The following is a 23,338-nucleotide window of genomic DNA, read 5'->3' on the forward strand; positions in this document are numbered from 1 at the left end:
GCCTGAGTGAACAGGCGCATTATGCCCAGGCTCAGGCGAAGACGTCAGCGTCCTTGAGCAGCGCGCCGACCTGATCCTTGGCCGACAGCTTCGGCGCTTCGTCCAGTTGCCAGTCGATGCCCAGCGCGGGGTCGTCCCAGCGAATGCTGCGCTCGGACGATGGATCGTAGTAGTTGGTGGTCTTGTAGAGGAATTCGGCGAACTCGCTCAGTACCACGAAGCCATGGGCGAAGCCTTCCGGCACCCACAATTGGCGGTGGTTCTCGGCCGACAGGCGTACGGCAACCCATTTGCCGAAGTGCGGCGAGCTGCGGCGAATGTCCACCGCCACATCAAGCACTTCGCCGGCAGTGACCCGAACCAGTTTGCCCTGGGTATTTTGCAACTGGTAATGCAGACCGCGCAGCACGCCTTTCTGCGAGCGCGAATGGTTGTCTTGCACGAACTGGGTGTCCAGACCGGTCGCTTCCTGGAACGCCTTGGCGTTGAAACTCTCGTAGAAGAAGCCGCGCTCGTCACCAAATACCTTGGGTTCGATGATCAGAACACCGGGCAGATCGGTGGTGATTACATTCATGAGGTTTTTCCAGATAGGTGTGAATGGCCGACATTCTTGCGCAAAGTGCCGGCGGATGCGAGCGCTTGAATATCTCCGGTCGGGGGTTGCGCATCGTCTGTAGCAATGGCGATATAGGCGCCTAATAAAATTTCAGGGGTCGTCCCATGCCGCTTGCCACGTTGATTCATCGCGCCAGTTTGCCCAGCCCACAGGTCTCTGAGGCGCAGGCCCGGCAGTGGTTGGCGGAGCATTACGGGCTCAGCGGCACGTTACAGGCGCTGGGCAGTCAGCAGGATCTGAACTATCGGGTCGACAGCGAGCGTGGGCGCTTTGTCCTGAAAATCTGCCGCGGCGACTATGCACTGGTGGAGTTGCAGGCTCAGCATGCAGGCCTCAAGTACCTTGCCGAACACTCGTCAGTGCACGTACCCCGGGTGATCCCTGCCAGCAATGGCGCGGATCTGTTGTCGCTGGAAGCCGACGGCGAGCCGGTGCACGTGCGATTGCTGGACTACATCGAAGGTCAGCCGCTGACGCATCTTGATCACTTGGGCCACGATGTGGTGGCCGGTTTCGGTCAGCTGTGTGGCGAGATGGATCTGGCCCTGGCCGGCTTCGATCACCCGGGCCTGCAGCGCACGCTGCAATGGGACGCGCGCCATGCCAGTGCGCTGATCAGCCACCTGCTGCCGGTGATCAACGATGAACGCCAGCGCGCACTGATCGCAGGCGCCGCCGAGCAGGCCGAACGTCGCTTGCAGCCGTTGCAGGACAAGCTGCCGGTGCAGGCGATCCACATGGACATCACTGACGATAATGCGGTCTGGCAACGCGATACCAAGCGTCATTGGCAATTGCAGGGCGTGATCGACTTCGGTGATCTGGTGCGCACCTGGCGCATCACTGACCTGTCGGTGACGTGCGCGGCGCTGCTGCACCATGCCGGCGGCGATCCGTTTGTGATTCTGCCGGCGGTGCAGGCCTATCACGCGGTCAATCCGCTGCAACATGAAGAGCTGCTGGCGTTGTGGCCGTTGATCGTGGCGCGGGCGGCGGTACTGGTGCTCAGTGGCGAGCAACAGGTCAGCATCGATCCGGGCAACACCTATAGCCGCGACAACCTTGAACATGAGTGGGAAATCTTCCACGTAGCGACTTCGGTGCCGCTGGCGCTGATGGAGGCGGCGATTCTCACGGCGGCCGGCCAGCCGCTGCCGGCCATTGGCGGTGAAAGTTTCGCGCCGCTGCTGCCGGAACTGGTCGGGCGGGAGTTTGCGCTGATCGATCTTGGCGTCCTGAGTCCGCATTTCGAAGCGGGCAACTGGGAGCAGCCGGACATCGATCAACGGTTGCTGACCGAAGCCGCTGCCGCGCATGGCCTGGCGGCGAGCCGTTACGGACAATATCGCCTGTCGCAGACGCGACCGGACAGTGCGGTCGAGCCCCAGACGTTTCCGCTGCACGTTGAGTTGCGCGTGCCGCAGGGTTCGGCGGTGGAAGCGCCGTTTGCCGGTGTGCTGCATCACGCGGCGGACGGTGTGTTGCAACTCGACGGACCCCGGCTCAGCGTGCGCCTGTGGGGTGTGAGCGCCTCACTGCACAGTGGCGCGGCACTGGTCAAAGGTCAGGTGCTGGGGGCGGTCGATGGCCCGTTGAAGGTGCAGTTGAGCCGCGTTGCGTCGCTGGATGCGCCGTTGTTTTGCAGCCCTTCGCGCGCGGCCGCGTGGCAGGCGTTGTGTCCTTCGCCAGCCACGCTGCTCGGGCTGGCCTGCGATGCCGAACCGGAGCTGGACGCCAAAACCCTGCTCGAACGACGTGACGCCAGTTTCGCCCGCACGCAAAAACATTATTACGTCGATCCACCGCGCATCGAGCGTGGCTGGCGCAATCACCTGATCGACATGCAGGGCCGTTCCTACCTCGACATGCTCAACAACGTCGCAGTGCTTGGCCATGGTCATCCGCGCATGGCGCAGGTGGCGGCGCGGCAGTGGTCGCTGCTCAACACCAACTCGCGTTTCAACTATGCGGCGGTGGCGGAGTTTTCCGAGCGTTTGCTGAAACTGGCGCCGGAAGGCATGGACCGGGTGTTTCTGGTCAACAGCGGCAGTGAGGCCAACGACTTGGCGATCCGGCTGGCGTGGGCCTACAGCGGCGGCCGCGACATGCTCAGCGTGCTGGAGGCCTATCACGGCTGGACGGTCGGCGCCGATGCGGTGTCGACGTCGGTTGCCGACAACCCGCGAGCGCTGGAAAGCCGTCCGGACTGGGTACATCCGGTGACCGCGCCGAATATCTATCGTGGCGAATTCCGTGGCCTGGATTCTGCGCCGGATTATGTACGCAGCGTCGAAACGCAATTGGCGCATATCGCCGCGCAGGGGCGTCAACTGGCCGGGTTCATCTGCGAGCCGGTGTATGGCAACGCTGGCGGTATCTCGCTGCCGCCGACTTATCTGAAACAGGTCTATGCGCTGGTGCGGGCCCGGGGCGGGGTGTGCATCGCCGACGAAGTTCAGGTCGGTTACGGGCGCATGGGCCACTTCTTCTGGGGCTTCGAAGAGCAAGGCGTGGTGCCGGACATCATCTGCATGGCCAAGGGCATGGGCAACGGTCAGCCGCTGGGCGCGGTGATCACGCGTCGGGAAATCGCCGAGGCACTGGAAGCTGAAGGTTATTTCTTCTCGTCGGCCGGCGGCAGTCCGGTGAGCTGCCAGATCGGCATGGCGGTGCTGGATGTGATGGAAGAAGAAAAGCTCTGGGAAAACGCCCGGGTGGTGGGCGGGCATTTCAAGGCGCGCCTGGAAGCCTTGATCGATAAACATCCGCTGGTGGGCGCGGTGCATGGTTCGGGTTTCTATCTGGGGGTGGAGCTGATCCGCAACCGCGAGACGCTGGAGCCGGCCACCGAGGAGACCACGCTGTTGTGCGATCGCCTGCGCGAGCTGGGGATCTTCATGCAGCCGACCGGGGATGACCTGAACATTCTCAAGATCAAACCGCCGATGGTCACCTCGCGGCGCAGTGTGGATTTCTTTGTCGACATGCTGGATCGGGTGCTCGAGGAAGGCCTCTAAACCAGACCCCTGTAGGAGCTGCCGCAGGCTGCGATCTTTAGATTTTGCTTTTGAAAAACAAGGTCAAAAGATCGCAGCCTGCGGCAGCTCCTACAGGGATTCGGATTTATATCGATAATTGTTGTTGGATTTTCGATGATCGGTTGGTTGTTAGCTTTTAATACCGATATTTATCGGTTATAAAGTCGCCATTGCTTCGCAACCCCTCGACGGTTCCCAGGAGTCCTGATCCGATGACCACCTTGAAAAGTACCCCGCGTGACGATGGCTTCTACATGCCGGCCGAGTGGGCGCCGCAGACCCAGACCTGGATGATCTGGCCCGAGCGTCCGGACAACTGGCGCCTGGGTGGCAAGCCGGCGCAAGCCGCGCATGCGGCCGTGGCCAAAGCCATCGCACGGTTTGAACCAGTGACGGTCGCGGTGTCGGCCGGTCAGTACGAGAACGCTCGTGCACGCCTCGATGTACCGAATATTCGGGTGGTCGAGATGTCCAGCGATGACGCCTGGGTGCGTGACAGCGGCCCGACTTTCGTCATCAACAACAGCGGCGAAGTGCGCGGTGTGAACTGGGATTTCAATGCCTGGGGCGGGTTTGAAGGCGGTCTGTATTCGCCGTGGAACCGTGATTCGCAGGTCGGTGGCAAGATCCTCGAAATCGAGCGCAGCCCGCGTTATCGCACCGAAGGTTTTGTGCTGGAAGGCGGTTCGATTCACGTCGACGGTGAAGGCACGCTGATCACCACCGAAGAGTGCCTGCTCAACCACAACCGCAATCCGCATCTGGGTCGCGAAGAGATCGAAGCGGTGCTGCGCGACAATCTGTCTGTGGATAAGATCATCTGGTTGCCGGATGGTCTGTTCAACGACGAAACCGACGGCCATGTGGATAACTTCTGCTGCTACGTGCGCCCGGGCGAAGTATTGCTGGCGTGGACCGACGATCCGCAGGATCCGAATTACCCGCGCTGCCAGGCCGCAATGAACGTGCTGCAAAGCAGCACCGACGCCAAGGGCCGCCCATTCACGGTGCACAAGATGCCGATTCCGGGGCCGCTGTACGCCACCGAAGAAGAGTGCGCCGGTGTCGATCCGGTGGACGGTACGCAGGAGCGCAACCCGTCCGTGCGCCTGGCTGGTTCCTACGTGAACTTCCTGATCGTCAACGGCGGCATCATCGCGCCGAGCTTCGACGATCCGATGGATGCGCCTGCGCGGGAAATCCTGCAGAAGCTGTTCCCGCAGCACGAAGTGGTGATGGTGCCGGGCCGCGAACTGTTACTGGGCGGCGGCAATATCCACTGCCTTACCCAACAGCAGCCAGCCCCGCACAAAGAGTGAGTTGAGACGTAACAGCCTGAGTTGATTAATAAATCACCCGGGCTGCAAGTTTTTTGCGATGGGTGCGAAGAAGCCCGCGGTCCTGCTGGACCGCGGGCTTCTTTGTATCCGCCTGTCGACAAATCGGAAACCTTGGCATAGCTCTTGTATCGGATAACGCGCACTAGGGAGGGGGGGAGCTTCAACAGTTCTGTCATATACCTTGGATAACTTAGCCGCTCACGAACGGGGAGAGAGCGCTGAAATGAACGCCGAAGTGAACGTAATCAGCGAGCGGAATTTGCATCCCATGGTCGTAAACGGCGAATCGCTCCAGATTGTCGCGCACTTTTTGAAGTCCAATGGAACGCGTCAGATCAGGGAACCTGATCCGCGCCGGATGATGATTGAGCGCTATCCCGCTGACCTGTTCAGCGAGGCCGAACTGGAAGCGTTGTGGGCTGTGATGCAAGGATAAGAAAAACAACAAGGATTGGTAAAAGCGCTGCCGGGATGGCGGCGCTTTTTTATGCGCGATGGAAAACCATGGCGAACATTGAACCTGTGGGAGGGGGCTTGAAGCGGTAGCCGAACAAGGCAACCCATTCGACCGATTCGCGAAACAGTCTGAGAGCCATTCCAGCGTTTTTCCCCAACACGCGTAGGAATAGTCTGCCGGCATCGAATTTTCCTGATTGGTTGCCGGAGTTCTCTCATGATCCTTCACTACATATACGATCCATTGTGCGGCTGGTGCTACGGCGCCAAACCGCTGGTGCAAGCGGCACAGCAAGTGCTGCCGGTCATTGCCCATGCGGGCGGAATGATGAGCGGCGCGAGCCGTCAGCGCGTTTCGCCGCAACTGCGTGATTACGTCATGCCCCACGACCGGCGCATCGCCGAATACACCGGGCAACCTTTTGGCGAGGCGTATTTCGAAGGTCTGCTGCGGGATCAATCGGCGGTTTTCGATTCGACGCCGCCGATCGCAGCGGTGATGGCGGCAGAGTCCATCGACGGCCGTGGCCTGCAATTGCTTGGGCGTTTGCAAACGGCGCATTACGTTGAGGGACGGCGGATTGCCGATGAATCCGTACTGTTCGAACTCGCCAGTGAGTTGGGCTACGCCGAGAACACCTTTGCGGCTGCGTTTAAATCCGTTGATACGACAGCGCATGTGAAAGCCAGCCGCGCACTCTTGGCGCAACTGGGCGGCCAGGGTTTTCCAACATTGGCGCTGGAGCAGGACGGGCAATTCACCTTGATCGACATCAGCCCGTGGTTAGGTAAACCGCAGGCCTTTGCTGATTGGTTAGGGCAAGCGGTTGTGGCCGATGAGCCGGCTCAATCCCCCGCGCTATGCGATCTCGATGGCTGCGCGTAATCGCGCCGGATTCACTGGTTAAGCGCATTTCCGAGCAATGCGCTATCGCAAAATTTACGATTCTTAGACGATTTTTACCTATTTAAAGACGATTCTTGAAATTGACACATTATTGAGGGCGCGGCTACGATTCGGCCCAACGCCTGTGGCCAACCGCCATGACTCAAGAATAATAAAAGGGCCCGACACGGTATAACCGTGGGCGGGTCTTTTTGTTTCGGGGTGAAAAAAGAGTGCAATAGCGCCGTTTCAGCCGTTCGACACAGCGCGTTTCAACCCGTAATAAGGAAAACAAAATGTTGAACAAGCGAATCAGTCTGATCGCACTGGGGATGTTGAGTGCCACACAGGCCATGGCTGACGGCCAGGCCGAGTCCAAGGGTTTTGTAGAAGACAGCAGCCTCAAAGTGCTGCTGCGCAATGCCTACATCAACCGTGATTACAAAGACGGCAACGCGGACAAATCCGAGTGGGGCCAAGCGGCTATCGGTACGTTCTCGTCCGGCTTCACCCAAGGCACCATCGGCGTGGGTGTCGATGCTTTCGGCCTGTACGCCCTGAACCTGGAACGCAGCGAAGATCGCAGCGGTGCCGGCGGTATCGACTTCTTCAAACGTGGCGACAGCGGCAAGCCTGCCAATGACCTGTCCAAGGGCGGCGCTGCGGTCAAATTCCGTCTGTCCAACACCGTGCTGACCTACGGTGACCAGATGCCGGCCCTGCCGGTGCTGAACTATGACAATTCGCGTCTGCTGCCGGAAAGCTACACCGGTACCTTGATCACTTCCAAAGAGATCAAAGGCCTGCAACTGGACGCCGGTCGTTTCACTGCCGAGTCGCGCAAAAGCGCTGAAGGCCGTGACAGCGGTGGTCTGAAGGCGATCAACGTGTTGGGCGGCAGCTATCAGTTCACCGAACAATTCAAGGCGGCGCTGTACGCTTCCGACGTCGAAGACGTGCTGAAGAAGCAATACGTGAACGCCAACTACGTGTTCCCGATCGACAAGGATCAGTCCCTGACCCTGGACTTCAACGGCTATCGCACCAAGCTGGACGACTCTTACGTCCGCGAAAGTGGCGCTACCGGTGATGACAACAAGATCTGGAGCCTGGCAGCAACGTTCGCCACCGGCCCGCACTCGTTCACCGTGGCGCATCAGCGCTCCACCGGCGACAGCAACCTGGGCTACGCCTACGGCGGCTATCAGAAAGAGCAAGGTCGTGTCGGTGACGGTGGCAACACCATCTACCTGGCCAACTCCTACTGGTCGGACTTCAACGCTGAAGACGAGCGCAGCTGGCAGTTGGGTTACGGCCTGGACTTCGGCGCATTCGGCGTACCGGGTCTGAGCTACAACTTCGCTTATGTGCGTGGCGACAACATCACCACCTCCACCAGCGAAGGCGGCACCGAGCGCGAAATTTTCAACCAGGTCAAATACGTCGTACAAAGTGGTCCGGCGAAAGACTTGAGCGTGAAATTGCGCAGCTCGATCCTGCGCGTGTCGCAGAAATCCAGCGAGTACAACGTCAGCGGCAACGAGCTGCGTGTGTTTGTGGACTACCCGATCAACATCTTCTGATGAACGATCCGGTGTAAGAAACATGAGAAAACCCCGACTGGTTCGGGGTTTTTTTTCGAGGTCTTTTCTGCGAAAACTGGAAAAAACCCGTGTTTTTGTCACGTAAAAGTGGTTTTCAAGCGCCTTCAAGTACCGTTTCAAACAGGGCTTTAAATGCCTGAAATTCTTTCTCATGGACGCAAATTCTCCACCTAATAGATTAGGCCGCTCAACGCAGCGGAGAATTTGGTAATGATCGTTTTGAACAGAGAAGTGGGCGAATCGCTACGGCGCGACAAATATGTCAACGTCCAGGGTGGTGACTTCAATCTCTACGGTCATTTTGCCGACTTCGTCAGACTGACCAAAAGTTGGGAAAACATGGAGCCAGACAGTTACTACGGTCAGGCCGAAGCCGGCATGCGTTACCGTCGTTACAGCGACTTTGAATACAACCCGAAAACACGTGAGCTCAAGCAACTCGAGCATCGCGCCTACGTGCAGTCCAAGGAAAACAACGCCTACGTGGGCGGTGTTGTGCGGCACTTTCAGGACTTCTCCGATGAAGTGATTACTTCGCCGGTGATGCGCAGCCTGATCGACACCGATTTTGAAGTGTACAAAAGCGTGCTGCCGGAAGAACTGCACGATGAAATCTGGCAGTGCCAGATTCATCAGATCCGCATCGAGATCAAACCCGGCAAGCAGCTGGAAATCACCCCGGAAGGGATTCACTGCGACGGTTATCCGTTCAGCGGCGTGCACTTCTGGGGGCGCAACAATGTCGAGGGGGCGGAGAGTCGTCTTTACGATATCCACGAGCATCAATTGGCGTCGACCACCTACCAGGAAATTCTCGACACCACCTACTTCCTTGACCGCGACATGCGCCACTACGTGACCCCCGCGCGCAACACCCACACGCATGCCATGGCGTACCGGCAGATTCTGGCGATTTCCTTCTCGCGGCCCGGGACCGCTTTCGACATTGTTCGCTAATCAGATCACCCCAATCGACGGCGTCGAGTGCTCGACGCCGGTGGTGCTGCGACGTGCCACCGCCAAGGACGCGCAGCGCATGGAGCGCTTCTTCCGCCAGTTCGACGAAGTGTCGTTCTGCGAATGGCAGGACGCCAAATGCCTGCGCGGCGTGTTGATCCAGAAGACCACCACCGCCTATCTGGCCTTCGACGTCGCGGGCGAAATCGTCGGTGCGGTGCTTGGCGGCATGCTCGGCAGTCGCGGCACCATCAACCACTTGGCGGTCAGCCCACGCTATCGCAGCCAGGGCGTCGGCCAGCGGCTGGTGGAAGCGGCGTCGTCCGACATGAAACGGGTCGGTGTATTACGGATGTTTCTGTTCGTCGACGATGCTAACCTCGCGGGCAGGCGATTCTGGACTGCCCAGGGTTTTTGCGAACCCCACGGCGAGCGGACATTTGAGAGGGATCTATGAATGAAACGTCCGGCAGTGCGCCGCTGATGGCTGCCCATCAGCCATCGCGCACGTTTGCCGAAGCCAGCCCGGTGGTGGCCGGTTACTTCACGGTGTCATTCGTGTTCGGGCTGATGGCGGTCAATGCCGGGCTGCCGATGTGGCTGCCGGTGGCGATGTGTTTATTCGTCTACGCCGGCGCTTCGCAATTTGCCGCGCTGGCGCTGATCTCCAGTGGTGCGTCGCTGACCACCATCGTATTGACCACCTTCCTGATCAATGCGCGGCACATGCTGATGTCGGTGTACATGGCCAAGGCCCTGCGCGCACTGGGCCTCAGCCGCATGGAACGCTGGGCCTACGCCGGTGGACTGACCGACGAATCCTTCGCGTTTCACAGCGTCAAACTGGGCACCGGCGCGCCGGTCAACATCCGTTACCTGATCGGCTTCAACCTGTTCTGCCACACCTCATGGGTGCTGGGAGGATTGTTGGGCGCTGTCTGCGCGCAATATGCCTCGCACTTGATCAAATATCAGCTCGACTACGCGCTGACCGCGATGATGCTCTACGTGCTGGTGTCGCTGTGCAACACCCGCAACAAACTCATCGCCGCCGCGGCTGCCGTCGTCTGCATGGGCGCGCTGAGCCTGGTCGGCACTTCGCCATTCAATGTTTTCATCGCCACGTTTGTGGGCTGCGGAGTGGGTGTATGCCTGACCAAACGTTCCTGATTCTGGTGGTCGCGCTGATGATGGCCGTGACCTTCCTGCCACGCGCGCTGCCGCTGCAAGTCAACACCGAGCACTGGCCGCCATTCGTTGCGCGGGCGCTGGAATACTTGCCGGTGGCGATCGTCGCTGCGATCAGCCTGACACCCTTGTTGATCAAGGATCAGCACATACAGCTCGATCGCCCGGAATTTTATGCAGCCATTCCGACGTTGCTATGTGCGTATTTCAGCAAAAACCTCTTTCTCAGTGTGGCGGTTGGGACGGCTGCGTACATTGCGCTCGGCTCGTTCATGTAGCGGCAGATCGACCACGTCGTTCAGGGCCTGGCCTGACAGGTTTGGGTTGTTCACCGCCAGACGCACTTCGAGAAAATCCTCGAAACCGGGGAAGATCGTCAGGCCGTTCTTTTGTGCGGCCTCACGCGACACCATGCCGACTGCGTCCATCTGCGTGATCAACGACAGCGTCAGGGTCTCGCTGCAGGAATAAACCATGCGCTGACCGTTCTCGTGATTGCCCAGTCCGGCGTCGAGAAAACGCAGGAAACTGTGGGAATACGGACAATCTTCCGCAGGACGCACCTGAAACTTGTTGCCCAGCAACGTCAGTGGATCGTTTTCCTGCCCGCAATGAGCACCGACCACCTGCACCTGCACATCCGGCAAAACAATGCTCGGCAAACCCGGCCGCTGCGGGCCGATCAGCACCGCGAGGTCAAAGTCCTCATTCTTCAGCTTGCTGAGGTTTTCCATCGACTCGGCGTAGCTGAATTCCATCTGGTAATCGGGAAACACCTCAATCAGGCGTCCGATCATTCGCCGGTTGAAGTCAGACGACAACGTGTTGTTCAACGCGACCTTCAATGTGCGCTGGCCCGGCACCTTGAGCGCCTCGACCTTTTCTTCCATCTGTCGCGTGGCGATCAGCACTTTGTCCATGTAGGGCGTCAGCTCCGTGCCTTGCGGCGTCAGCGTCAGCCCTTTGTTGGAACGTCGAAACAAGCGGAAACCGAACTGCTCTTCGACCTTGTTCAACTGCGCGGCCAGGGCCTGCACAGTCAGGCACGAATGCTCGGCTGCGGCCGACAACGAGCCGGTCTGCACGATGCGCATGAGGTTGCGTAAGGTTCTGCTATCCATGGGTAATGCCCTCTGAAGTGGGCTGGGTATTGTTGTTTACGAGACTGCCGATCCGGCGTCATATGCCGGCTATATTCCAGCACCTGAGCATAGTTGTCGCGGGTTTAGTAGCGAATTGATGTCCCTGCCGATGGCTGGAAGCTGACACAGGATCGGGATTTTTGATGACGTGGGGGTGATTGGGGTCAAGAAAAGTGCGTGGTTTTGGTGCGCCGGGAGGGTTTTTCGAGGAGAAACGGCTTATGGCTCCTGTAATTTCCCCGGCGAGATATGCGCATATTTTTCAGCTTTGAGCGCGAGTGCCCTTAGCATCAGGGATGCTTTCCAATTTCGTCTTCACCAGTTTGTTGCGACTCTAGAGCCGCCATTCACGGGACGCTGAAGAGCGTCCGCATGTGAATGCACATAGGCAAAATTCGCCAGCACTTCGACTAGGCAAGCGAAATGCTCAAATAAACCAGGCAATAAAAAACCGACATTGCTGTCGGCTTTTTGCTCCCTTGAACAAGGGTAGAGGTCTCACCCGAGCGCTGATCTTCAGGTCATCAACGGGGTTCCTAACGCCGACTATCGCCACCTGATGGCAGTCGGTTTCGCGCTCTTGAGGCAGATCCTCTGCTACGGAACATTAACGTGTCAACTTGGAAATTCTTAGGCGTTTATTCGTATACGAATAATTTCATGTAAAAAATTCATATGTGTACTACGCTCATCTTGCGGACCCGCTTAGAAGGACGACCATGCCTACCTCATCCCCAGCCCTCACCCCACGCGAACAACTCGACGTCTCCGAGGCCGGGCGCGTCGCGCTGAAGTTTTTCTTCAATCTCATGGAGCGCTGGGGTTGCAACGCCGAGCAGCAGCGCACGCTGCTGGGCGGCGTCGGCAACACCACGTTCTACAAGTACAAACACCTGCCGCCGAACATTCGCCTGCCGCACGACACGCTGGAGCGTATCTCGTACCTGATGGGCATTCACAAGGCGTTAAGCATCATCTTCAGCAACAGCCGTGAGCGCGCTTACACCTGGGTCAGCAGCCCCAACACCGCTGCGCCATTCAATGGTCGAACGGCGCTGGATTACATGCTGGCGGGGAGGGTGGTCGACATCGCCGACGTGCGCCGTTATCTCGACGGGGTGCGCGGTTGAAGGCCCCGCCGCTGGCTGAGCCGCAATGGCCGAAGGCCTACCGGATCGTCAACAGCAGCTTCCCGCCGATTGCGCTGTTCGAAGACGTGCTCGACCCCGAAGACCTGGAAATCGCCTACGCGCTGGAAGCGCTGACCAATGATCGCCTGATCGAACAGGCCGGCGTCCTCGCCCGCGTGCGCCCCGGAGATCGCCTCTCCGGCCCCGGTTCAACCCCGGTGATGGCGGCGTTTACCCACATCGGCAAAAGCAGTCGCTTCACCGATGGCACCTTCGGCGTCTACTACGCCGCCAGCAGCCAGGCCGCGGCCATCGCCGAAACCTGCTATCACCAGGAACGCTTCCTCGCGGCCACCAACGAAGCGGACCTTGAGTTGACCATGCGGACTTACGTCAATCGGGTGGTTAAGCCGCTGCACGATGTCCGTGATGGTTTTGCACATTTGCATCAACCCGATCCGGAAGCCTATGGCCCGTCACAGGCGTTTGCCCGACAACTGCGCGAGTCTGAATCGTGGGGAATTCTCTACAACAGCGTGCGTTTGCCGGGTCACGAATGTGTCGCTGCGTTCCGCCCGCCGGCCGTGTCGATTCCGAAGCAGGGTAAGCATTTGCGTTATGTGTGGAGTGCGAGTCAACGCAGGATTTCGTTTGTGTTTGAGATCAGTCAGGTTTGAATCGCAAAAAGCCCTCGCATCAACGAGGGCTTCATGTGGGTGATTACATCTACGGCTTGTCCGGCGGCGCATCCATCACTTTCACGACATCATCGATCAACGCCTTGCTTAACTCCTGCAGATACTGGGAGGCGTAAGCGTGAAGGTCAGGATCGCGAGAGACTGTGGAATCTGCAGTCAGTAGCTTGGAGATGTGAAGCAAGTGTGAGGCGTGCGAGAGGGCGGCGATTACTGGCACACCACGATTGGTGCGGAACAGCGCTTGATTGGCCTGGAAGGAAAAGTGCGTGAGGCCTGGGGTTTTCAAATCGAGGTAGTGGGTCATTTCGCTTCACCTGCCGTGGTTAAGGAAGTGGAGTGAGGTGACCGGTGCCATTGCTAGGCGGATTACGGATGGATCATTGGCATTCATTTGTGAACTCCCTGTATCAAATGAGAGCTGCCAATTCGTTATCAGGCGAATGGGTGGCAGCTATGCGCGGGCTGATAAACCGGAGATACAGGAACCCGGCAGACCCGAAGGTCTCCCACGCACAGCCGCCATTGCACGGCAATGCAGACACAAAAAAGCGCCGGCAAACGTGAATTGGGGCGCTGGTGCGCCTGTATCTTACCCGGGTTATCAGGCCCGGTCGCTGAATTGGCAGCGACGAGCTGAACGGTAGCTTTGCGAGGGGCGAATGAGCAACGGTGGCTAGCAGTGGCTTCTCGTTACAACAGATTTCACAAGTCTTCGCGCCATGCATTTCGTCGATCTGTCCCCATAAGCGTTTATGGTTTGTTTATACGGCGTAGCCGTATAGTTCGGTTCATGTATACAATCATCGAAACGGAAATGTTCAAGCGCTATGCAGAGGCCATATGGGGTGATGGTGAACGCCATGAATTCATCAATTGGCTTGCTGCAAATCCTCTGGCTGGTGATGTCGTGCCTGGCAGTGGAGGTTTGCGTAAGGTGCGGTGGACTCGTAGCGGCATGGGCAAGCGAGGCGGTACACGCGTCATTTATTACAACACGCTTTCTGAAGGCTCGATTTGGTTGCTCATTGCCTACACCAAGGCAAAGCTCGACAACTTGCCCGTAGCCTTCCTTAAGCAACTGAAGGAGGAAATCAGCGATGGTCGATGAACTGGAGCAATTCCAGCAGGACTTGCTGGAATCTGTACGTCAGATGAAGGCCGGAAAGGCCGCGCGCGTAACGCAGGTGCCGCTCTCTGCGGCAGCGGAAGCACGTGCCAAAGTGGGCGTTTCACAAAGTGCGTTTGCCAAACTTATCGGTGTGAGTCTGCGCACATTGCAGGATTGGGAGCAGGGTCGCCGTCAGCCGACGGGTGCGGCGCAAACTCTCTTGCGGGTTGCAAGTCAGCATCCGGAAGCGTTGCGGGATCTGCTCCCTGCTTGATACCACTTAAAGCCTTTTGGCTGACTTCTGCTACAGAAAACAACGAAGCCCTTGCATTTCTGCAGAGGCTTCGTTTTGTATGGCGTCGGCACTAAAATCGTAAAAAAGAATTAAGGCTGCGACTCTCTATTAATTGATAAACGTGGCCTGCCCCCCAATTTTGCCGTCCCCCAATTCTGCCAACAGGTTGGACACCGTTCCAAGGCTCAGTTCTTCCAGAACAGCCCAGGCGGGTGGCAACTCGGGATGGGAATAGGTTGATCTGTAGAATCGAAAATAGTTATCGCGCATGCGATTTTCAATTCGCCGCTGCTGGATCTGATCTGCTCGGCTGCTCTTTTTTATACGGTCAATCTCACGTCCAAGTTTGTTGCGCTCCTTGCTCAGTTGATCTCGCAGGGGCCGCAATAAATCAGAATGTGAGTATGACGAGGAGAAGATTGACGCCTCAGCTATCCATTCAGGCCCGTACTTAGGGCACATGTGGTTGCTGATAGTCGCTCGTATGGCGACTTCCACACGTTCGATAGCATCCATGGTAATGCGGCGCAACGAACCGTCGAAACGATAGATGTCGACGACTGCTTTTAGAGTGCTACCAGGCTTGAAGGTGTGTTCAGGGTTCGTTTCCTGAAAAGGGCGCATGTAGGGGCTCAGGCGAAACAGCGTGACCACTTCAAGGAAACACATGGCGCGGTCGTCGTTTGCGACTTGTAGGCCTCGTTGCTTTAGCAGTTCCAATTGCTGTTCTACGCTGAGGGCCGGCTTGTCGAAGGGCCTCATGTAGTTTTCTCCGGGCAAAAAAAACCCGCACGATTTGAGCTTGCTGACTGGGTCAACCTAGGCTTGGCGGGTGTGTTGGGGTGCATTCTAGGTGGGTGCGAGAGCCCGTCAATGTTGGGCTGATGTGAAATTGTAACGGCTTGAAGCACAGGGGACGGAGTTTGAGATAAGGGGCCGCAGGTCTGGTCGCAGCAATGTGGAAACCTCTGCGGAGTCCAAACGCCAGAAACAACAAAGCCCCTGCATTTCTGCAGGGGCTTTGTTTTGTATGGTGCCGGCACCAGGAGTCGAACCCGGGACCTACTGATTACAAGTCAGTTGCTCTACCAACTGAGCTATACCGGCGTGTGGGCGACGATTATAGCGATTGGGTGGGTTCTGTAAACCCCTGAATTCAGACTATTTTTACGCAGGTGCTGGATCAGGCGCGGCTTGAGCTGTGTCATTAGGTCTCAAGCCGCAAAATCGGGCTGTTCGACGTCAATCCAGCATGAGCGTGATGGCAGGATTTCCGCGCCGTTCAAGCACCCATTTCACCCGTTTATGTCCTTTTGATTGGAAGCTTATGCACAACGGATCGGCGCGACCTTGGCGTTGCAGGGGAATTTGTGGACACGTTCTCATTTTGTGCGCAAAGCCCTGTTTTACAGGTTTTTTATCAATGTGAACAAAAAATGACCAATGGTGTTTTTGCCGTCCAATGGCCGTGGATATTGGATCCACGGGAAAACCATCAACAGAGTTATCCACAGGCTGTAAAGGTTTCAGGCGCGCTCGGCCAGTAGTAGAAAATTACGCGGCGTCAGCGAGCTGTCGCAGAAGGTGCCGAGCCGTACGAAGTATCCCCGTTCGTTGAGGAAAATGGCTCGATCAAGATTCAGCCAAAGCTCCAGCGGCCGTCGGAACAATCCGCGCAGTAATTCCAGGTTGCGAACTTCGGCCAATCGCTGCCAACCGGCAGCTTCCAGTGCCTGCCAATCCGGCGTACCGATTGTGGATAACTCTTTCAGCACTGCCAGGTCGCGGCAGTAATCGGCGAAAGGCTTGTCCAGCCAGGCATTGGGCAGGGACGGGGTGGGCAGGTATTCGTCTACTCCGCGCACTTGTCGTTGCAGCAGATCAAAGGCCAAACGTCGCGCCATGGAGGTGTCGCGCTGACGTCGGACTCTTGCACCGGCGGTGACGGTTTCGCTCATGGGCAGCGCCAGATCTTCGAGCGAGAGCTGTAGGGCGGATCGCAAACCCGCTGAGGACAATGCCCGATACTCGCTGCGATTAATCCGGTTGTAACAGCACGGGGCGATGGCCATCTGCTGACATCCGGCCGCGCTTGCCAGTTGCATCAGGCGCACATGCAAATCACCGCAGGCGTGCAGGGCGACCGGGGTGTGGTGAGCGCTCAGCACGGTTGCCGCATCTGTTGCGAGCACATCCTGCTCGACATGCAGGGCATGCAAATGATGACGCTGACTCAGAGCCTGACCGCTGGCGACCAGCGCCGGATCGTATTCAACACAGGTCAGCTGTTGCCTGGCGCTCAACAGGCGCCGGCCCAAATGCCCTTTGCCGGAACACCAGTCCAGCCAATGCGTGGGCGGCGAGGCGAAAGACAAACGGCTGCCGAACGCTTCGATCTGCTGCCACTTGCGTCCCGGTACGTCGACATTCAATCGATGGCCTGTAGTTTCCAGCGCATGTCCCGGCAACTCACCAACTGCGCTCAGCTCAGCCGACAACGCCGCCAATGAGGCGAACGGCTCCGGGGCATCGGCGAGATCGGCGGGATGATTATGTGCACGCTCTGCATCTTCCAGCGATCGTCCGCGTAGCCACGAAGCCAATTCGGGGTAGGCGGTTTCCCATGGAAGCGAAAGATGAGTGAACGGACGAGGTTTCCACAGCGCCTGATGCGCCGTAAGAAAATCATCCAGCGCGGTGAAGCGGGCGAGTAGGGCCTCGCCCGTCAGCACGTGGGAAGTTTCAACGCCCTTGGCAGGCATCGACGCGCAGCCAGCGCTCCAGCAGCTTGAAGCCGCGCACCAGCACGTAGGACATCAGCAGGTAGAACACGCCGGCGGCGAAGAAGATTTCCACCGGCAGGTAGGTGCGCGCGATGATCGTGCGGGCCATGCCGGTCAGTTCCAGCAGGGTCACGGTGCTCGCCAGTGCGCTGGCCTTGAGCATCAGGATCACTTCGTTGCTGTAGGCCGGCAGGCCGATGCGCGCCGCACGAGGCAGCATGATGTAGAACATCGCCTTGGGCTTGGACATGCCCAGTGCTCGCGCCGCTTCGATTTCCCCCGGCGGAATCGCCTGGATCGCGCCGCGCAGGATCTCCGCGATGTACGCCGCCGTGTGCAGGGTCATGGTCGCGGTGGTACACCAGAACGGATCGCGCAGGTACGGCCACAGCGCGCTGCTGCGCACCGCATCGAACTGCGCCAGGCCGTAATAGACGAGGAACAGTTGCACCAGCAACGGCGTGCCACGGAAAAAGAAGATGTAGGCGTAGGGCAAGGCGCGCACGTACCACAGCTTCGACGAGCGGGCGATGCCCAGCGGAATCGCCAGCAGCAGGCCGGCAATCACGGCAATCGCCACCAGTTCGAGGGTCAAAGTCGCGCCCTGCGCCAGTTTCGGCAGCCACTTGATGATCACTTCCCAGTTCATGAAGCGCTCCTCGCAAAGCCGCGAGCGGCGCGTTTTTCCAGGAAGTGCATGCCGGTCATCGCCAGCACCGTCAGGCCGAGGTACATGACTGCGGCCACCAGATAGAAGGTGAACGGTTGTTTCGACACGGTCACGCCGATCTGCGCGTGACGCATGATTTCTTCCAGACCGATGACTGACACCAGCGCGGTGTCTTTCATCAGGATCATGAACAGGTTGCCCAGGCCGGGCAGGGCGATGCGCCACATCTGCGGCATGATCAACTTGGTGAAGATCCGCCATTTCGACAGGCCCAGCGCCACACCGGCTTCACGGTGGCCCTTGGGAATGGCAAGGATTGCGCCGCGAAACACTTCCGTGGCGTAGGCGCCGAAGCACAGACCCAGCGCGATTACGCCGGCGGCGAAGGCGCTGAGTTGCAGGTCGGGGTTACCGAAAAACTCACCGAGGCTGCGCATCAGGTTGACCGTACCGAAGTAGATCAACAGCACCCAGAGCAATTCCGGGACGCCACGCACCAGGGTCGAATAAGTGCCGCCAAGCCACTGCAGCGGCTTGTACGGGGAAGTCTTGGCCAAGGCGCCGAGCAGACCGAGCACCAGTCCCAGGCACAGGGCCGTCAGCGCCAGTTTGACGGTCATCAGCGCACCGGCAGCGAGGGCCGGGCCGAATCCGTAGAGGTCGATAATCATGGATTTCTTTTCAAATCGCGGCAGGCAAGGCCGGGAGCCGGCGCCGTCGGTGGATGGCGCCGGTCCCGCAGGTCAGATCAATAGATGCTGAACGGGAAGTACTTGTCGTTGATCTTCTTGTAGGTACCGTCAGCGACGATTTCCTTCAGTGCGGCGTTCAGCTTCTCGCGCAGCGGGTCACCTTTGCGCACGGCGATGCCGATTTTGTCGCTTTCCACGACCGGGTCGCCTTTGAACTCGTAGGCCTTGCCTGCATCGGTTTTCAGCCAGTCGTAGTTGGCGTACTTGTCGGCGAGGATAGCGTCGACACGACCGGAGGTCAGGTCCAGGTAGGCGTTTTCCTGGGTGTCGTAGAGTTTGACTTCGATATCGCTGCCGTAAGTGTCCTCAAGCCAGGTGCCCGCGAGGGTGGCGCGCTGGGTACCGATGATCTTGCCTTTGAGCGAATCCTTATCGGTTTTGAACTCTTTATCTTTCGGCGCGATGAACTGCAGCTTGTTCGAGTAGTACGGGTCGGTGAAGTCCACCGCGCCCTTGCGCTCTTCGGTGATCGACAGCGAGGACACCAGGAAGTCGAACTTCTTGGCGTTCAGCGCAGGGATGATGCCGTCCCAGTCGGAGGTGACCACCGAACACTCGACTTTCATCTTGGCGCACAGGGCGTCGCCAATGTCTTTGTCGAAGCCGACCACGTTGCCGCTGGCGTCTTTGTTGTTGAACGGCGGGTAAGCCGCTTCGATGCCCATCTTCAGGGTCTCGGCCATGGCCCCGGCGCTGAATGCGAGGGTGACGGCGGCGGCCAGGAAGACCTTTTTAAAATTCTGCATGCATGTTGCTCCGTTAGCGGTTGCTGGACATGAATTGTTTGCAGCGCGCCGAAAGCGGGTTTTCGAACACCTGCTGAGGCGATCCTTGCTCTTCCACCAGCCCCTGGTGGAGGAACACCACTTCGCTGGAAACCTGACGGGCAAAGCCCATTTCGTGGGTCACCAACAGCATGGTGCGGCCTTCTTCGGCCAGTGCGCGGATGACACTAAGTACTTCCTGAACCATTTCCGGGTCAAGGGCAGAGGTGGGCTCGTCAAACAGAATCACCTTCGGCTGCATCGCCAGCGTGCGGGCAATCGCGGCGCGTTGTTGCTGACCACCGGACAATTGCGACGGATAGGCGTGGCGCTTGTCGGCGATGCCGACCTTGGCCAGCAGCGCTTCGGCGACCTCGATCGCCTCGGCCTTGCTCTGGCCGAGCACGCGGCGCGGGGCTTCGATGATGTTGTCGAGCACGCTCATGTGCGGCCACAGATTAAAGTTTTGAAATACAAAACCAATCTCGGAACGCAGGCGGTTGATCTGTTTGCCATCCGCAGCAACCAGTTCGCCGTTCTTGGCGGGCTTGAGCTTGAGTTCTTCACCGGCTACCAGAATCTGACCCTGGTGCGGGTTTTCCAACAGGTTGATGCAACGCAGGAACGTGGACTTGCCGGAACCGGAGGAACCGAGGATCGAGATCACATCGCCGTCGCGGGCGGTCAGCGAGATGCCTTTAAGCACCTCAAGCTGTCCGTAGCGTTTGTGCAAGTTGCGGATTTCAAGCGCGGGCGTGGCCTCAGCCATGTGCGTTCCTCATATATGTTGCGCTCCTGCTGTTGGCGGGCCTTCCTGGCGAGGCGGCCAAGCTAGCATAGCGTTTCAATGGCAGCCAACAGCGCTACGGGCGGTAAGCGGATGGCGTGTGGCGGGTTGTCGCATCGGCACAGCAGACTGTCGCCCCATCAACAACCGAACGGGTGTTTGAACGTGCAAACCCGTGGGTGTTGCGTAAAAAAAGGCGCGATGTTGCCAGCTTTGGCGGGGTGTTGGAAGCGCTATCCGGCCGAACGTTCCTGATTCGCCCTTTTATTGTGCATCCCACACTTTTTCAGTGTGTTTCTGGTGCGTCTGTTCGCTTGAAAAGTGAGTCGCACAGTAACGCTCTGGCGAATTGCCATTAATTTTAAGGACTTGCGATGACTGTCCGGTCGCGTTCAAAGCCGCGGGCCAGCAGAGTTTGAAACATTTTGGCGCATTTATTGCGTGCAGAATCTGGAACGCCCTGTTGGTTTCTTTTTACGAGAAGGAAAACCAGGCAGGTCGGACGCAATCGCTTTCCTCGCAAAGGTAGTTCCGATGAGCAGTACCCCAAGCTCCAATGGCCTCGAACAGGGGCTCAAACCGCGTCATGTGACCATGTTGTCGATCGCCGGTGTGATCGGCGCCGGTCTGTTCGTTGGCTCCGGCCACGCCATCGCTGCCGCCGGCCCTGCCGTGCTGCTGGCCTACGCCGCCGCCGGTACCCTGGTGGTGCTGGTGATGCGCATGCTCGGTGAAATGGCTGTCGCTTCGCCCGACACCGGCTCGTTCTCCACGTACGCCGACCGTGCCATCGGGCACTGGGCCGGCTTCACCATCGGCTGGTTGTACTGGTGGTTCTGGGTATTGGTGATTCCATTGGAAGCCAACGCTGCCGCGACCATCCTGCATGCCTGGTTTCCGAGCGTGGAGATCTGGGCCTTCGCCTTGGTCATCACCATGTTGCTTACGGTGACTAACCTGTTCAGCGTGAAAAACTACGGTGAATTCGAATTCTGGTTTGCCCTGATCAAAGTCCTGGCGATCATTGGCTTCATCATCCTCGGCCTCGCGGCGATCTTCGGCTTCCTGCCGAACAGTCAGGTCAGCGGCGTTTCGCACTTGTTCGACTCTGGCGGCTTCCTGCCAAACGGCATGGGCGCGGTGCTGGGCGCAATCCTGACTACCATGTTCTCGTTCATGGGTACCGAAATCGTGACCATCGCGGCCGCGGAATCGAAGAACCCGGGCAAGCAGATTTCCAAGGCCACCAACTCGGTGATCTGGCGGATCGGCCTGTTCTACCTCGTCTCGATCTTCATCGTTGTGGCCCTGGTGCCGTGGAACGATCCTACGCTGGCCAACCTCGGTTCCTACCAGACCGTGCTTGAGCGCATGGGCATTCCGAACGCGAAAATGATCGTCGACATCGTGGTGCTGGTCGCGGTCACCAGCTGCCTGAACTCGGCGCTGTACACCTCGTCGCGCATGCTGTTCTCCCTCGGCAAGCGCGGTGACGCACCGGCGATGTCGACTCGGGTCAACAAAAGCGGTACGCCTTACTGGGCTGTCATGCTGTCGACCGGCGCGGCGTTCCTCTGCACCTTCGCCAACTACGTGGCCCCGGCTGCCGTGTTCGAATTCCTGCTGGCCAGCTCCGGCGCCATCGCATTGCTGGTGTACCTGGTGATCGCGTTCTCGCAACTGCGCATGCGGAAACAACGCATGGCCCGCGGCGAGAAAATCGTCTTCAGCATGTGGCTGTTCCCGGGCCTGACCTACGCGGTGATCATCTTCATCGTCGCGGCCCTGACCATCATGCTGTTCCAGGAAGCCCACCGCGTGGAAATCCTCGCAACCGGCCTGCTGAGCCTCATGGTCGTTGCCGCCGGCCTGCTGGTGGCACGCCGCCGCAAGCTGGAAAAGCGTGGTGCGGTGGTGTTGAACTGATCCGCAACGCGTAATGCAAAACGGCCGCTGTCAGTGATGACGAGCGGCCGTTTTTGCTTGTGCTGCAGGTGGCGAAACATCGCCACATATCCGTAATCAGCTTTGTTCTCGCAAGAGCATAAAGTCTGAGCTGCCTTTCTCTTCGTCGAACCATTCATCCCAAGTTGTTTCCTTGGGAGTTTTAACGGTTTTGCTTTGGATGGTCGCAGCTGAGTCTTCTGATTTCGGCAATTGTCCATCCTTGCATGAAGCTGTCTTCTTCACCTGACCTCCTTTTTTGATCGTGCGTGAATGTCAGGTGCAAAAAGTTACTCGGCTTTGGGGGCGCTGTCCTCCAGCGACTTGCCGTAAGTATCCAGCGCAATCCCGAAATCGGTGATGAACTGTGGCTCGGTCAGCCAGGCCTGGGCGGTTTCGATGTCCATGCCGTCGGCCCACATGCGGTAGTCGATCAGCATGTCGGCGGCCAGGTGAGTGGCGGCCATGCCTTCGTTCTCGGCGTTTTCCATGTCCAGCAGCTCTGGATGGTCAACGATGATGAACGCCAGTTCGCGCAGCAGGGTCAGCAGCATTTCGTTGCGACTGACGGCTTCGGCGTCGCGCATTTTGCTGAACATCGCCAGGGTGTATTCCGGGATCGGCTCGTCCAGATGCCCGAGGTTGTCGTCCTGGTCCAGCGGCTTACGGCCGACCATGCGGATGTGCTTGGCTTTGGCCTTGGCGCGTTTGGCGCGTTTCTGTTGCTTGTTCAGGGATGCCATGGGAACTCAGTTCTTCTGTTGGGTGTGTGCGGCGATCGCGTCGGAGGCCGCCACATAGTCGGCCTGGAAGGCCGGGGATTCGATCCACGCCAGGGCACCGGCTTCGTCGGTTTCTTGCGACCACTGGCGATACTCGATCAGCGCGGCGAGGATGAAATCCATTGCGCCTTCTTCGCCTTCCTGCTCGTAGACCAGCTCCAGCAGCGGGTCTTCGAGGAATGCGCTGCACATGGCTTGCTGGCTGATCTTCTCGGCGTCGATCATTTTCTTGAACAGCTCGGTCAGGTCCACCGACTCGAAGTCGATACGGTCATCGTTCGGGTCCAGTTCGAGCGGCGCCTCGGCGCGTTTGGTGCGGTTCTGCTTGGCCTTGGTCTTGGCCCGGGCGGCGCGTTTTTGCTGCTTGTTGGCGGAGGCCATGGTGTGTTCCATCG

Annotated in this window: 27 protein-coding genes and 1 tRNA gene; 14 read left to right on the forward strand and 14 right to left on the reverse strand. The window is 58.5% G+C overall.

Features of this window, described 5'->3' with window-relative positions; all coding sequences use genetic code 11:
• Positions 1 to 31: 31 nt before the first annotated feature.
• Positions 32 to 577 carry a dTDP-4-dehydrorhamnose 3,5-epimerase gene (rfbC, locus tag AC193Q_RS21745; protein WP_047290831.1) on the reverse strand — a complete coding sequence of 182 codons (546 nt, stop codon included), beginning with the start codon at positions 575 to 577 and terminating at the stop codon, positions 32 to 34.
• Between the two features lie 146 nt (positions 578 to 723).
• On the opposite strand from rfbC, the gene AC193Q_RS21750 reads away from it, so the two are divergent.
• From AC193Q_RS21750 to AC193Q_RS21790, 9 genes are all read left to right on the forward strand, one after another.
• Positions 724 to 3,636 carry an aminotransferase gene (locus tag AC193Q_RS21750; protein ID WP_483878771.1) on the forward strand — a complete coding sequence of 971 codons (2,913 nt, stop codon included), beginning with the start codon at positions 724 to 726 and terminating at the stop codon, positions 3,634 to 3,636.
• A gap of 233 nt (positions 3,637 to 3,869) precedes the next feature.
• Complete coding sequence (gene aguA, locus AC193Q_RS21755) at positions 3,870 to 4,976, forward strand: agmatine deiminase (protein ID WP_047290833.1); 1,107 nt, start codon at positions 3,870 to 3,872, stop codon at positions 4,974 to 4,976.
• Positions 4,977 to 5,220: 244 nt separating this feature from the next.
• Complete coding sequence (locus AC193Q_RS21760; RefSeq protein ID WP_047290834.1) at positions 5,221 to 5,433, forward strand: hypothetical protein; 213 nt, start codon at positions 5,221 to 5,223, stop codon at positions 5,431 to 5,433.
• Between the two features lie 237 nt (positions 5,434 to 5,670).
• Positions 5,671 to 6,339 (forward strand): DsbA family protein, encoded by a 669-nt coding sequence (locus AC193Q_RS21765; RefSeq protein WP_483878772.1) that lies wholly within the window; start codon positions 5,671 to 5,673, stop codon positions 6,337 to 6,339.
• Positions 6,340 to 6,635: 296 nt separating this feature from the next.
• The gene (locus AC193Q_RS21770; RefSeq protein ID WP_041071313.1) at positions 6,636 to 7,922 is read left to right on the forward strand and encodes an OprD family porin; all 1,287 of its coding nucleotides are present in this window, start codon (positions 6,636 to 6,638) and stop codon (positions 7,920 to 7,922) included.
• A 231-nt stretch (positions 7,923 to 8,153) separates the two neighbouring features.
• Entirely contained in the window at positions 8,154 to 8,900 is a 747-nt protein-coding gene (locus tag AC193Q_RS21775) for a 2OG-Fe dioxygenase family protein (protein WP_007961854.1), read from the forward strand.
• A 79-nt stretch (positions 8,901 to 8,979) separates the two neighbouring features.
• A complete protein-coding gene (locus AC193Q_RS21780; protein ID WP_483879642.1) occupies positions 8,980 to 9,357 on the forward strand; it encodes a GNAT family N-acetyltransferase in 378 nt (125 codons plus the stop codon).
• Complete coding sequence (locus tag AC193Q_RS21785) at positions 9,354 to 10,070, forward strand: AzlC family ABC transporter permease (RefSeq protein ID WP_027611235.1); 717 nt, start codon at positions 9,354 to 9,356, stop codon at positions 10,068 to 10,070. The genes AC193Q_RS21780 and AC193Q_RS21785 overlap by 4 nt, the downstream gene beginning before the upstream one ends.
• On the forward strand, positions 10,049 to 10,366 hold the full coding sequence (locus AC193Q_RS21790; RefSeq protein ID WP_007952614.1) for an AzlD domain-containing protein: 318 nt from the start codon (positions 10,049 to 10,051) through the stop codon (positions 10,364 to 10,366). The genes AC193Q_RS21785 and AC193Q_RS21790 overlap by 22 nt, the downstream gene beginning before the upstream one ends.
• Here the strand turns inward: AC193Q_RS21790 and AC193Q_RS21795 are convergent.
• A complete protein-coding gene (locus AC193Q_RS21795; RefSeq protein ID WP_007961685.1) occupies positions 10,283 to 11,209 on the reverse strand; it encodes a LysR family transcriptional regulator in 927 nt (308 codons plus the stop codon). The two genes, AC193Q_RS21790 and AC193Q_RS21795, sit on opposite strands and share 84 nt — an antisense overlap.
• Before the next feature lie 740 nt (positions 11,210 to 11,949).
• Between AC193Q_RS21795 and AC193Q_RS21800 the strand changes: the two genes are divergently transcribed.
• Positions 11,950 to 12,360 (forward strand): MbcA/ParS/Xre antitoxin family protein, encoded by a 411-nt coding sequence (locus AC193Q_RS21800; RefSeq protein WP_483878773.1) that lies wholly within the window; start codon positions 11,950 to 11,952, stop codon positions 12,358 to 12,360.
• Positions 12,357 to 13,037, forward strand: coding sequence for an RES domain-containing protein (locus tag AC193Q_RS21805; RefSeq protein WP_476285532.1), 681 nt, complete (start codon positions 12,357 to 12,359; stop codon positions 13,035 to 13,037). Before AC193Q_RS21800 ends, AC193Q_RS21805 begins: the two co-directional genes overlap by 4 nt.
• A 49-nt stretch (positions 13,038 to 13,086) precedes the next feature.
• On the opposite strand, the gene AC193Q_RS21810 is transcribed toward AC193Q_RS21805, so the two are convergent.
• On the reverse strand, positions 13,087 to 13,362 hold the full coding sequence (locus AC193Q_RS21810) for a DUF3077 domain-containing protein (RefSeq protein ID WP_047290839.1): 276 nt from the start codon (positions 13,360 to 13,362) through the stop codon (positions 13,087 to 13,089).
• Positions 13,363 to 13,848: 486 nt separating this feature from the next.
• Between AC193Q_RS21810 and AC193Q_RS21815 the strand changes: the two genes are divergently transcribed.
• Positions 13,849 to 14,166, forward strand: coding sequence for a transcriptional regulator (locus AC193Q_RS21815; RefSeq protein WP_095667798.1), 318 nt, complete (start codon positions 13,849 to 13,851; stop codon positions 14,164 to 14,166).
• Positions 14,156 to 14,440, forward strand: a complete 285-nt coding sequence (locus AC193Q_RS21820) for a helix-turn-helix domain-containing protein (RefSeq protein ID WP_047290840.1) — start codon at positions 14,156 to 14,158, stop codon at positions 14,438 to 14,440. Before AC193Q_RS21815 ends, AC193Q_RS21820 begins: the two co-directional genes overlap by 11 nt.
• A gap of 129 nt (positions 14,441 to 14,569) precedes the next feature.
• On the opposite strand, the gene AC193Q_RS21825 is transcribed toward AC193Q_RS21820, so the two are convergent.
• From AC193Q_RS21825 to AC193Q_RS21860, 8 genes are all read right to left on the reverse strand, one after another.
• Positions 14,570 to 15,223, reverse strand: coding sequence for an Abi family protein (locus AC193Q_RS21825; RefSeq protein ID WP_236170261.1), 654 nt, complete (start codon positions 15,221 to 15,223; stop codon positions 14,570 to 14,572).
• Positions 15,224 to 15,492: 269 nt separating this feature from the next.
• Positions 15,493 to 15,568: transfer RNA gene (locus AC193Q_RS21830), tRNA-Thr, on the reverse strand.
• Between the two features lie 135 nt (positions 15,569 to 15,703).
• Positions 15,704 to 15,946: a hypothetical protein gene (locus AC193Q_RS21835; RefSeq protein WP_483878774.1), complete on the reverse strand. Its 243-nt coding sequence runs from the start codon at positions 15,944 to 15,946 to the stop codon at positions 15,704 to 15,706.
• Positions 15,947 to 15,987: 41 nt separating this feature from the next.
• On the reverse strand, positions 15,988 to 17,223 hold the full coding sequence (locus AC193Q_RS21840) for a methyltransferase (protein WP_483878775.1): 1,236 nt from the start codon (positions 17,221 to 17,223) through the stop codon (positions 15,988 to 15,990).
• Entirely contained in the window at positions 17,204 to 17,893 is a 690-nt protein-coding gene (locus AC193Q_RS21845) for an ABC transporter permease (RefSeq protein ID WP_003220713.1), read from the reverse strand. The genes AC193Q_RS21840 and AC193Q_RS21845 overlap by 20 nt, the downstream gene beginning before the upstream one ends.
• A complete protein-coding gene (locus AC193Q_RS21850) occupies positions 17,890 to 18,585 on the reverse strand; it encodes an ABC transporter permease (protein ID WP_007961693.1) in 696 nt (231 codons plus the stop codon). Before AC193Q_RS21850 ends, AC193Q_RS21845 begins: the two co-directional genes overlap by 4 nt.
• 77 nt (positions 18,586 to 18,662) lie before the next feature.
• Positions 18,663 to 19,412: an ABC transporter substrate-binding protein gene (locus tag AC193Q_RS21855; RefSeq protein WP_041071347.1), complete on the reverse strand. Its 750-nt coding sequence runs from the start codon at positions 19,410 to 19,412 to the stop codon at positions 18,663 to 18,665.
• Positions 19,413 to 19,425: 13 nt separating this feature from the next.
• Positions 19,426 to 20,199 (reverse strand): ABC transporter ATP-binding protein, encoded by a 774-nt coding sequence (locus AC193Q_RS21860; protein ID WP_041071351.1) that lies wholly within the window; start codon positions 20,197 to 20,199, stop codon positions 19,426 to 19,428.
• A gap of 552 nt (positions 20,200 to 20,751) precedes the next feature.
• Here AC193Q_RS21860 and gabP point away from each other — a divergent pair.
• Positions 20,752 to 22,143, forward strand: coding sequence for a GABA permease (gabP, locus tag AC193Q_RS21865; RefSeq protein WP_047290843.1), 1,392 nt, complete (start codon positions 20,752 to 20,754; stop codon positions 22,141 to 22,143).
• 96 nt (positions 22,144 to 22,239) lie between these two features.
• On the opposite strand, the gene AC193Q_RS21870 is transcribed toward gabP, so the two are convergent.
• From AC193Q_RS21870 to AC193Q_RS21880, 3 genes are read right to left on the reverse strand one after another with little or no spacing between them, the layout of a single operon-like run.
• Positions 22,240 to 22,407, reverse strand: a complete 168-nt coding sequence (locus tag AC193Q_RS21870) for an AbrB/MazE/SpoVT family DNA-binding domain-containing protein (protein WP_155416792.1) — start codon at positions 22,405 to 22,407, stop codon at positions 22,240 to 22,242.
• A 44-nt stretch (positions 22,408 to 22,451) separates the two neighbouring features.
• A complete protein-coding gene (locus AC193Q_RS21875) occupies positions 22,452 to 22,904 on the reverse strand; it encodes a hypothetical protein (RefSeq protein WP_003220723.1) in 453 nt (150 codons plus the stop codon).
• A gap of 6 nt (positions 22,905 to 22,910) precedes the next feature.
• Complete coding sequence (locus AC193Q_RS21880; RefSeq protein ID WP_041071360.1) at positions 22,911 to 23,324, reverse strand: hypothetical protein; 414 nt, start codon at positions 23,322 to 23,324, stop codon at positions 22,911 to 22,913.
• Positions 23,325 to 23,338 lie beyond the last annotated feature (14 nt).

The organism is Pseudomonas sp. F2 (genome assembly GCF_057174385.1).

Excerpts from the sequence above, each read along its gene's own strand:
- AC193Q_RS21850 (WP_007961693.1), bottom strand. The coding sequence starts at position 18,585 with ATGATTATCGACCTCTACGGATTCGGCCCGGCCCTCGCTGCCGGTGCG.
- gabP (WP_047290843.1), top strand. The coding sequence starts at position 20,752 with ATGAGCAGTACCCCAAGCTCCAATGGCCTCGAACAGGGGCTCAAACCG.
- AC193Q_RS21810 (WP_047290839.1), bottom strand. The coding sequence starts at position 13,362 with ATGACCCACTACCTCGATTTGAAAACCCCAGGCCTCACGCACTTTTCC.
- AC193Q_RS21880 (WP_041071360.1), bottom strand. The coding sequence starts at position 23,324 with ATGGCCTCCGCCAACAAGCAGCAAAAACGCGCCGCCCGGGCCAAGACC.
- AC193Q_RS21855 (WP_041071347.1), bottom strand. The coding sequence starts at position 19,412 with ATGCAGAATTTTAAAAAGGTCTTCCTGGCCGCCGCCGTCACCCTCGCA.
- AC193Q_RS21750 (WP_483878771.1), top strand. The coding sequence starts at position 724 with ATGCCGCTTGCCACGTTGATTCATCGCGCCAGTTTGCCCAGCCCACAG.
- AC193Q_RS21785 (WP_027611235.1), top strand. The coding sequence starts at position 9,354 with ATGAATGAAACGTCCGGCAGTGCGCCGCTGATGGCTGCCCATCAGCCA.
- AC193Q_RS21770 (WP_041071313.1), top strand. The coding sequence starts at position 6,636 with ATGTTGAACAAGCGAATCAGTCTGATCGCACTGGGGATGTTGAGTGCC.
- AC193Q_RS21840 (WP_483878775.1), bottom strand. The coding sequence starts at position 17,223 with ATGCCTGCCAAGGGCGTTGAAACTTCCCACGTGCTGACGGGCGAGGCC.
- AC193Q_RS21825 (WP_236170261.1), bottom strand. The coding sequence starts at position 15,223 with ATGAGGCCCTTCGACAAGCCGGCCCTCAGCGTAGAACAGCAATTGGAA.
- rfbC (WP_047290831.1), bottom strand. The coding sequence starts at position 577 with ATGAATGTAATCACCACCGATCTGCCCGGTGTTCTGATCATCGAACCC.
- AC193Q_RS21780 (WP_483879642.1), top strand. The coding sequence starts at position 8,980 with ATGGAGCGCTTCTTCCGCCAGTTCGACGAAGTGTCGTTCTGCGAATGG.
- AC193Q_RS21860 (WP_041071351.1), bottom strand. The coding sequence starts at position 20,199 with ATGGCTGAGGCCACGCCCGCGCTTGAAATCCGCAACTTGCACAAACGC.
- AC193Q_RS21760 (WP_047290834.1), top strand. The coding sequence starts at position 5,221 with ATGAACGCCGAAGTGAACGTAATCAGCGAGCGGAATTTGCATCCCATG.
- AC193Q_RS21800 (WP_483878773.1), top strand. The coding sequence starts at position 11,950 with ATGCCTACCTCATCCCCAGCCCTCACCCCACGCGAACAACTCGACGTC.
- AC193Q_RS21875 (WP_003220723.1), bottom strand. The coding sequence starts at position 22,904 with ATGGCATCCCTGAACAAGCAACAGAAACGCGCCAAACGCGCCAAGGCC.
- AC193Q_RS21820 (WP_047290840.1), top strand. The coding sequence starts at position 14,156 with ATGGTCGATGAACTGGAGCAATTCCAGCAGGACTTGCTGGAATCTGTA.
- AC193Q_RS21765 (WP_483878772.1), top strand. The coding sequence starts at position 5,671 with ATGATCCTTCACTACATATACGATCCATTGTGCGGCTGGTGCTACGGC.
- AC193Q_RS21845 (WP_003220713.1), bottom strand. The coding sequence starts at position 17,893 with ATGAACTGGGAAGTGATCATCAAGTGGCTGCCGAAACTGGCGCAGGGC.
- AC193Q_RS21795 (WP_007961685.1), bottom strand. The coding sequence starts at position 11,209 with ATGGATAGCAGAACCTTACGCAACCTCATGCGCATCGTGCAGACCGGC.
- AC193Q_RS21815 (WP_095667798.1), top strand. The coding sequence starts at position 13,849 with ATGTATACAATCATCGAAACGGAAATGTTCAAGCGCTATGCAGAGGCC.
- AC193Q_RS21790 (WP_007952614.1), top strand. The coding sequence starts at position 10,049 with ATGCCTGACCAAACGTTCCTGATTCTGGTGGTCGCGCTGATGATGGCC.
- AC193Q_RS21775 (WP_007961854.1), top strand. The coding sequence starts at position 8,154 with ATGATCGTTTTGAACAGAGAAGTGGGCGAATCGCTACGGCGCGACAAA.
- aguA (WP_047290833.1), top strand. The coding sequence starts at position 3,870 with ATGACCACCTTGAAAAGTACCCCGCGTGACGATGGCTTCTACATGCCG.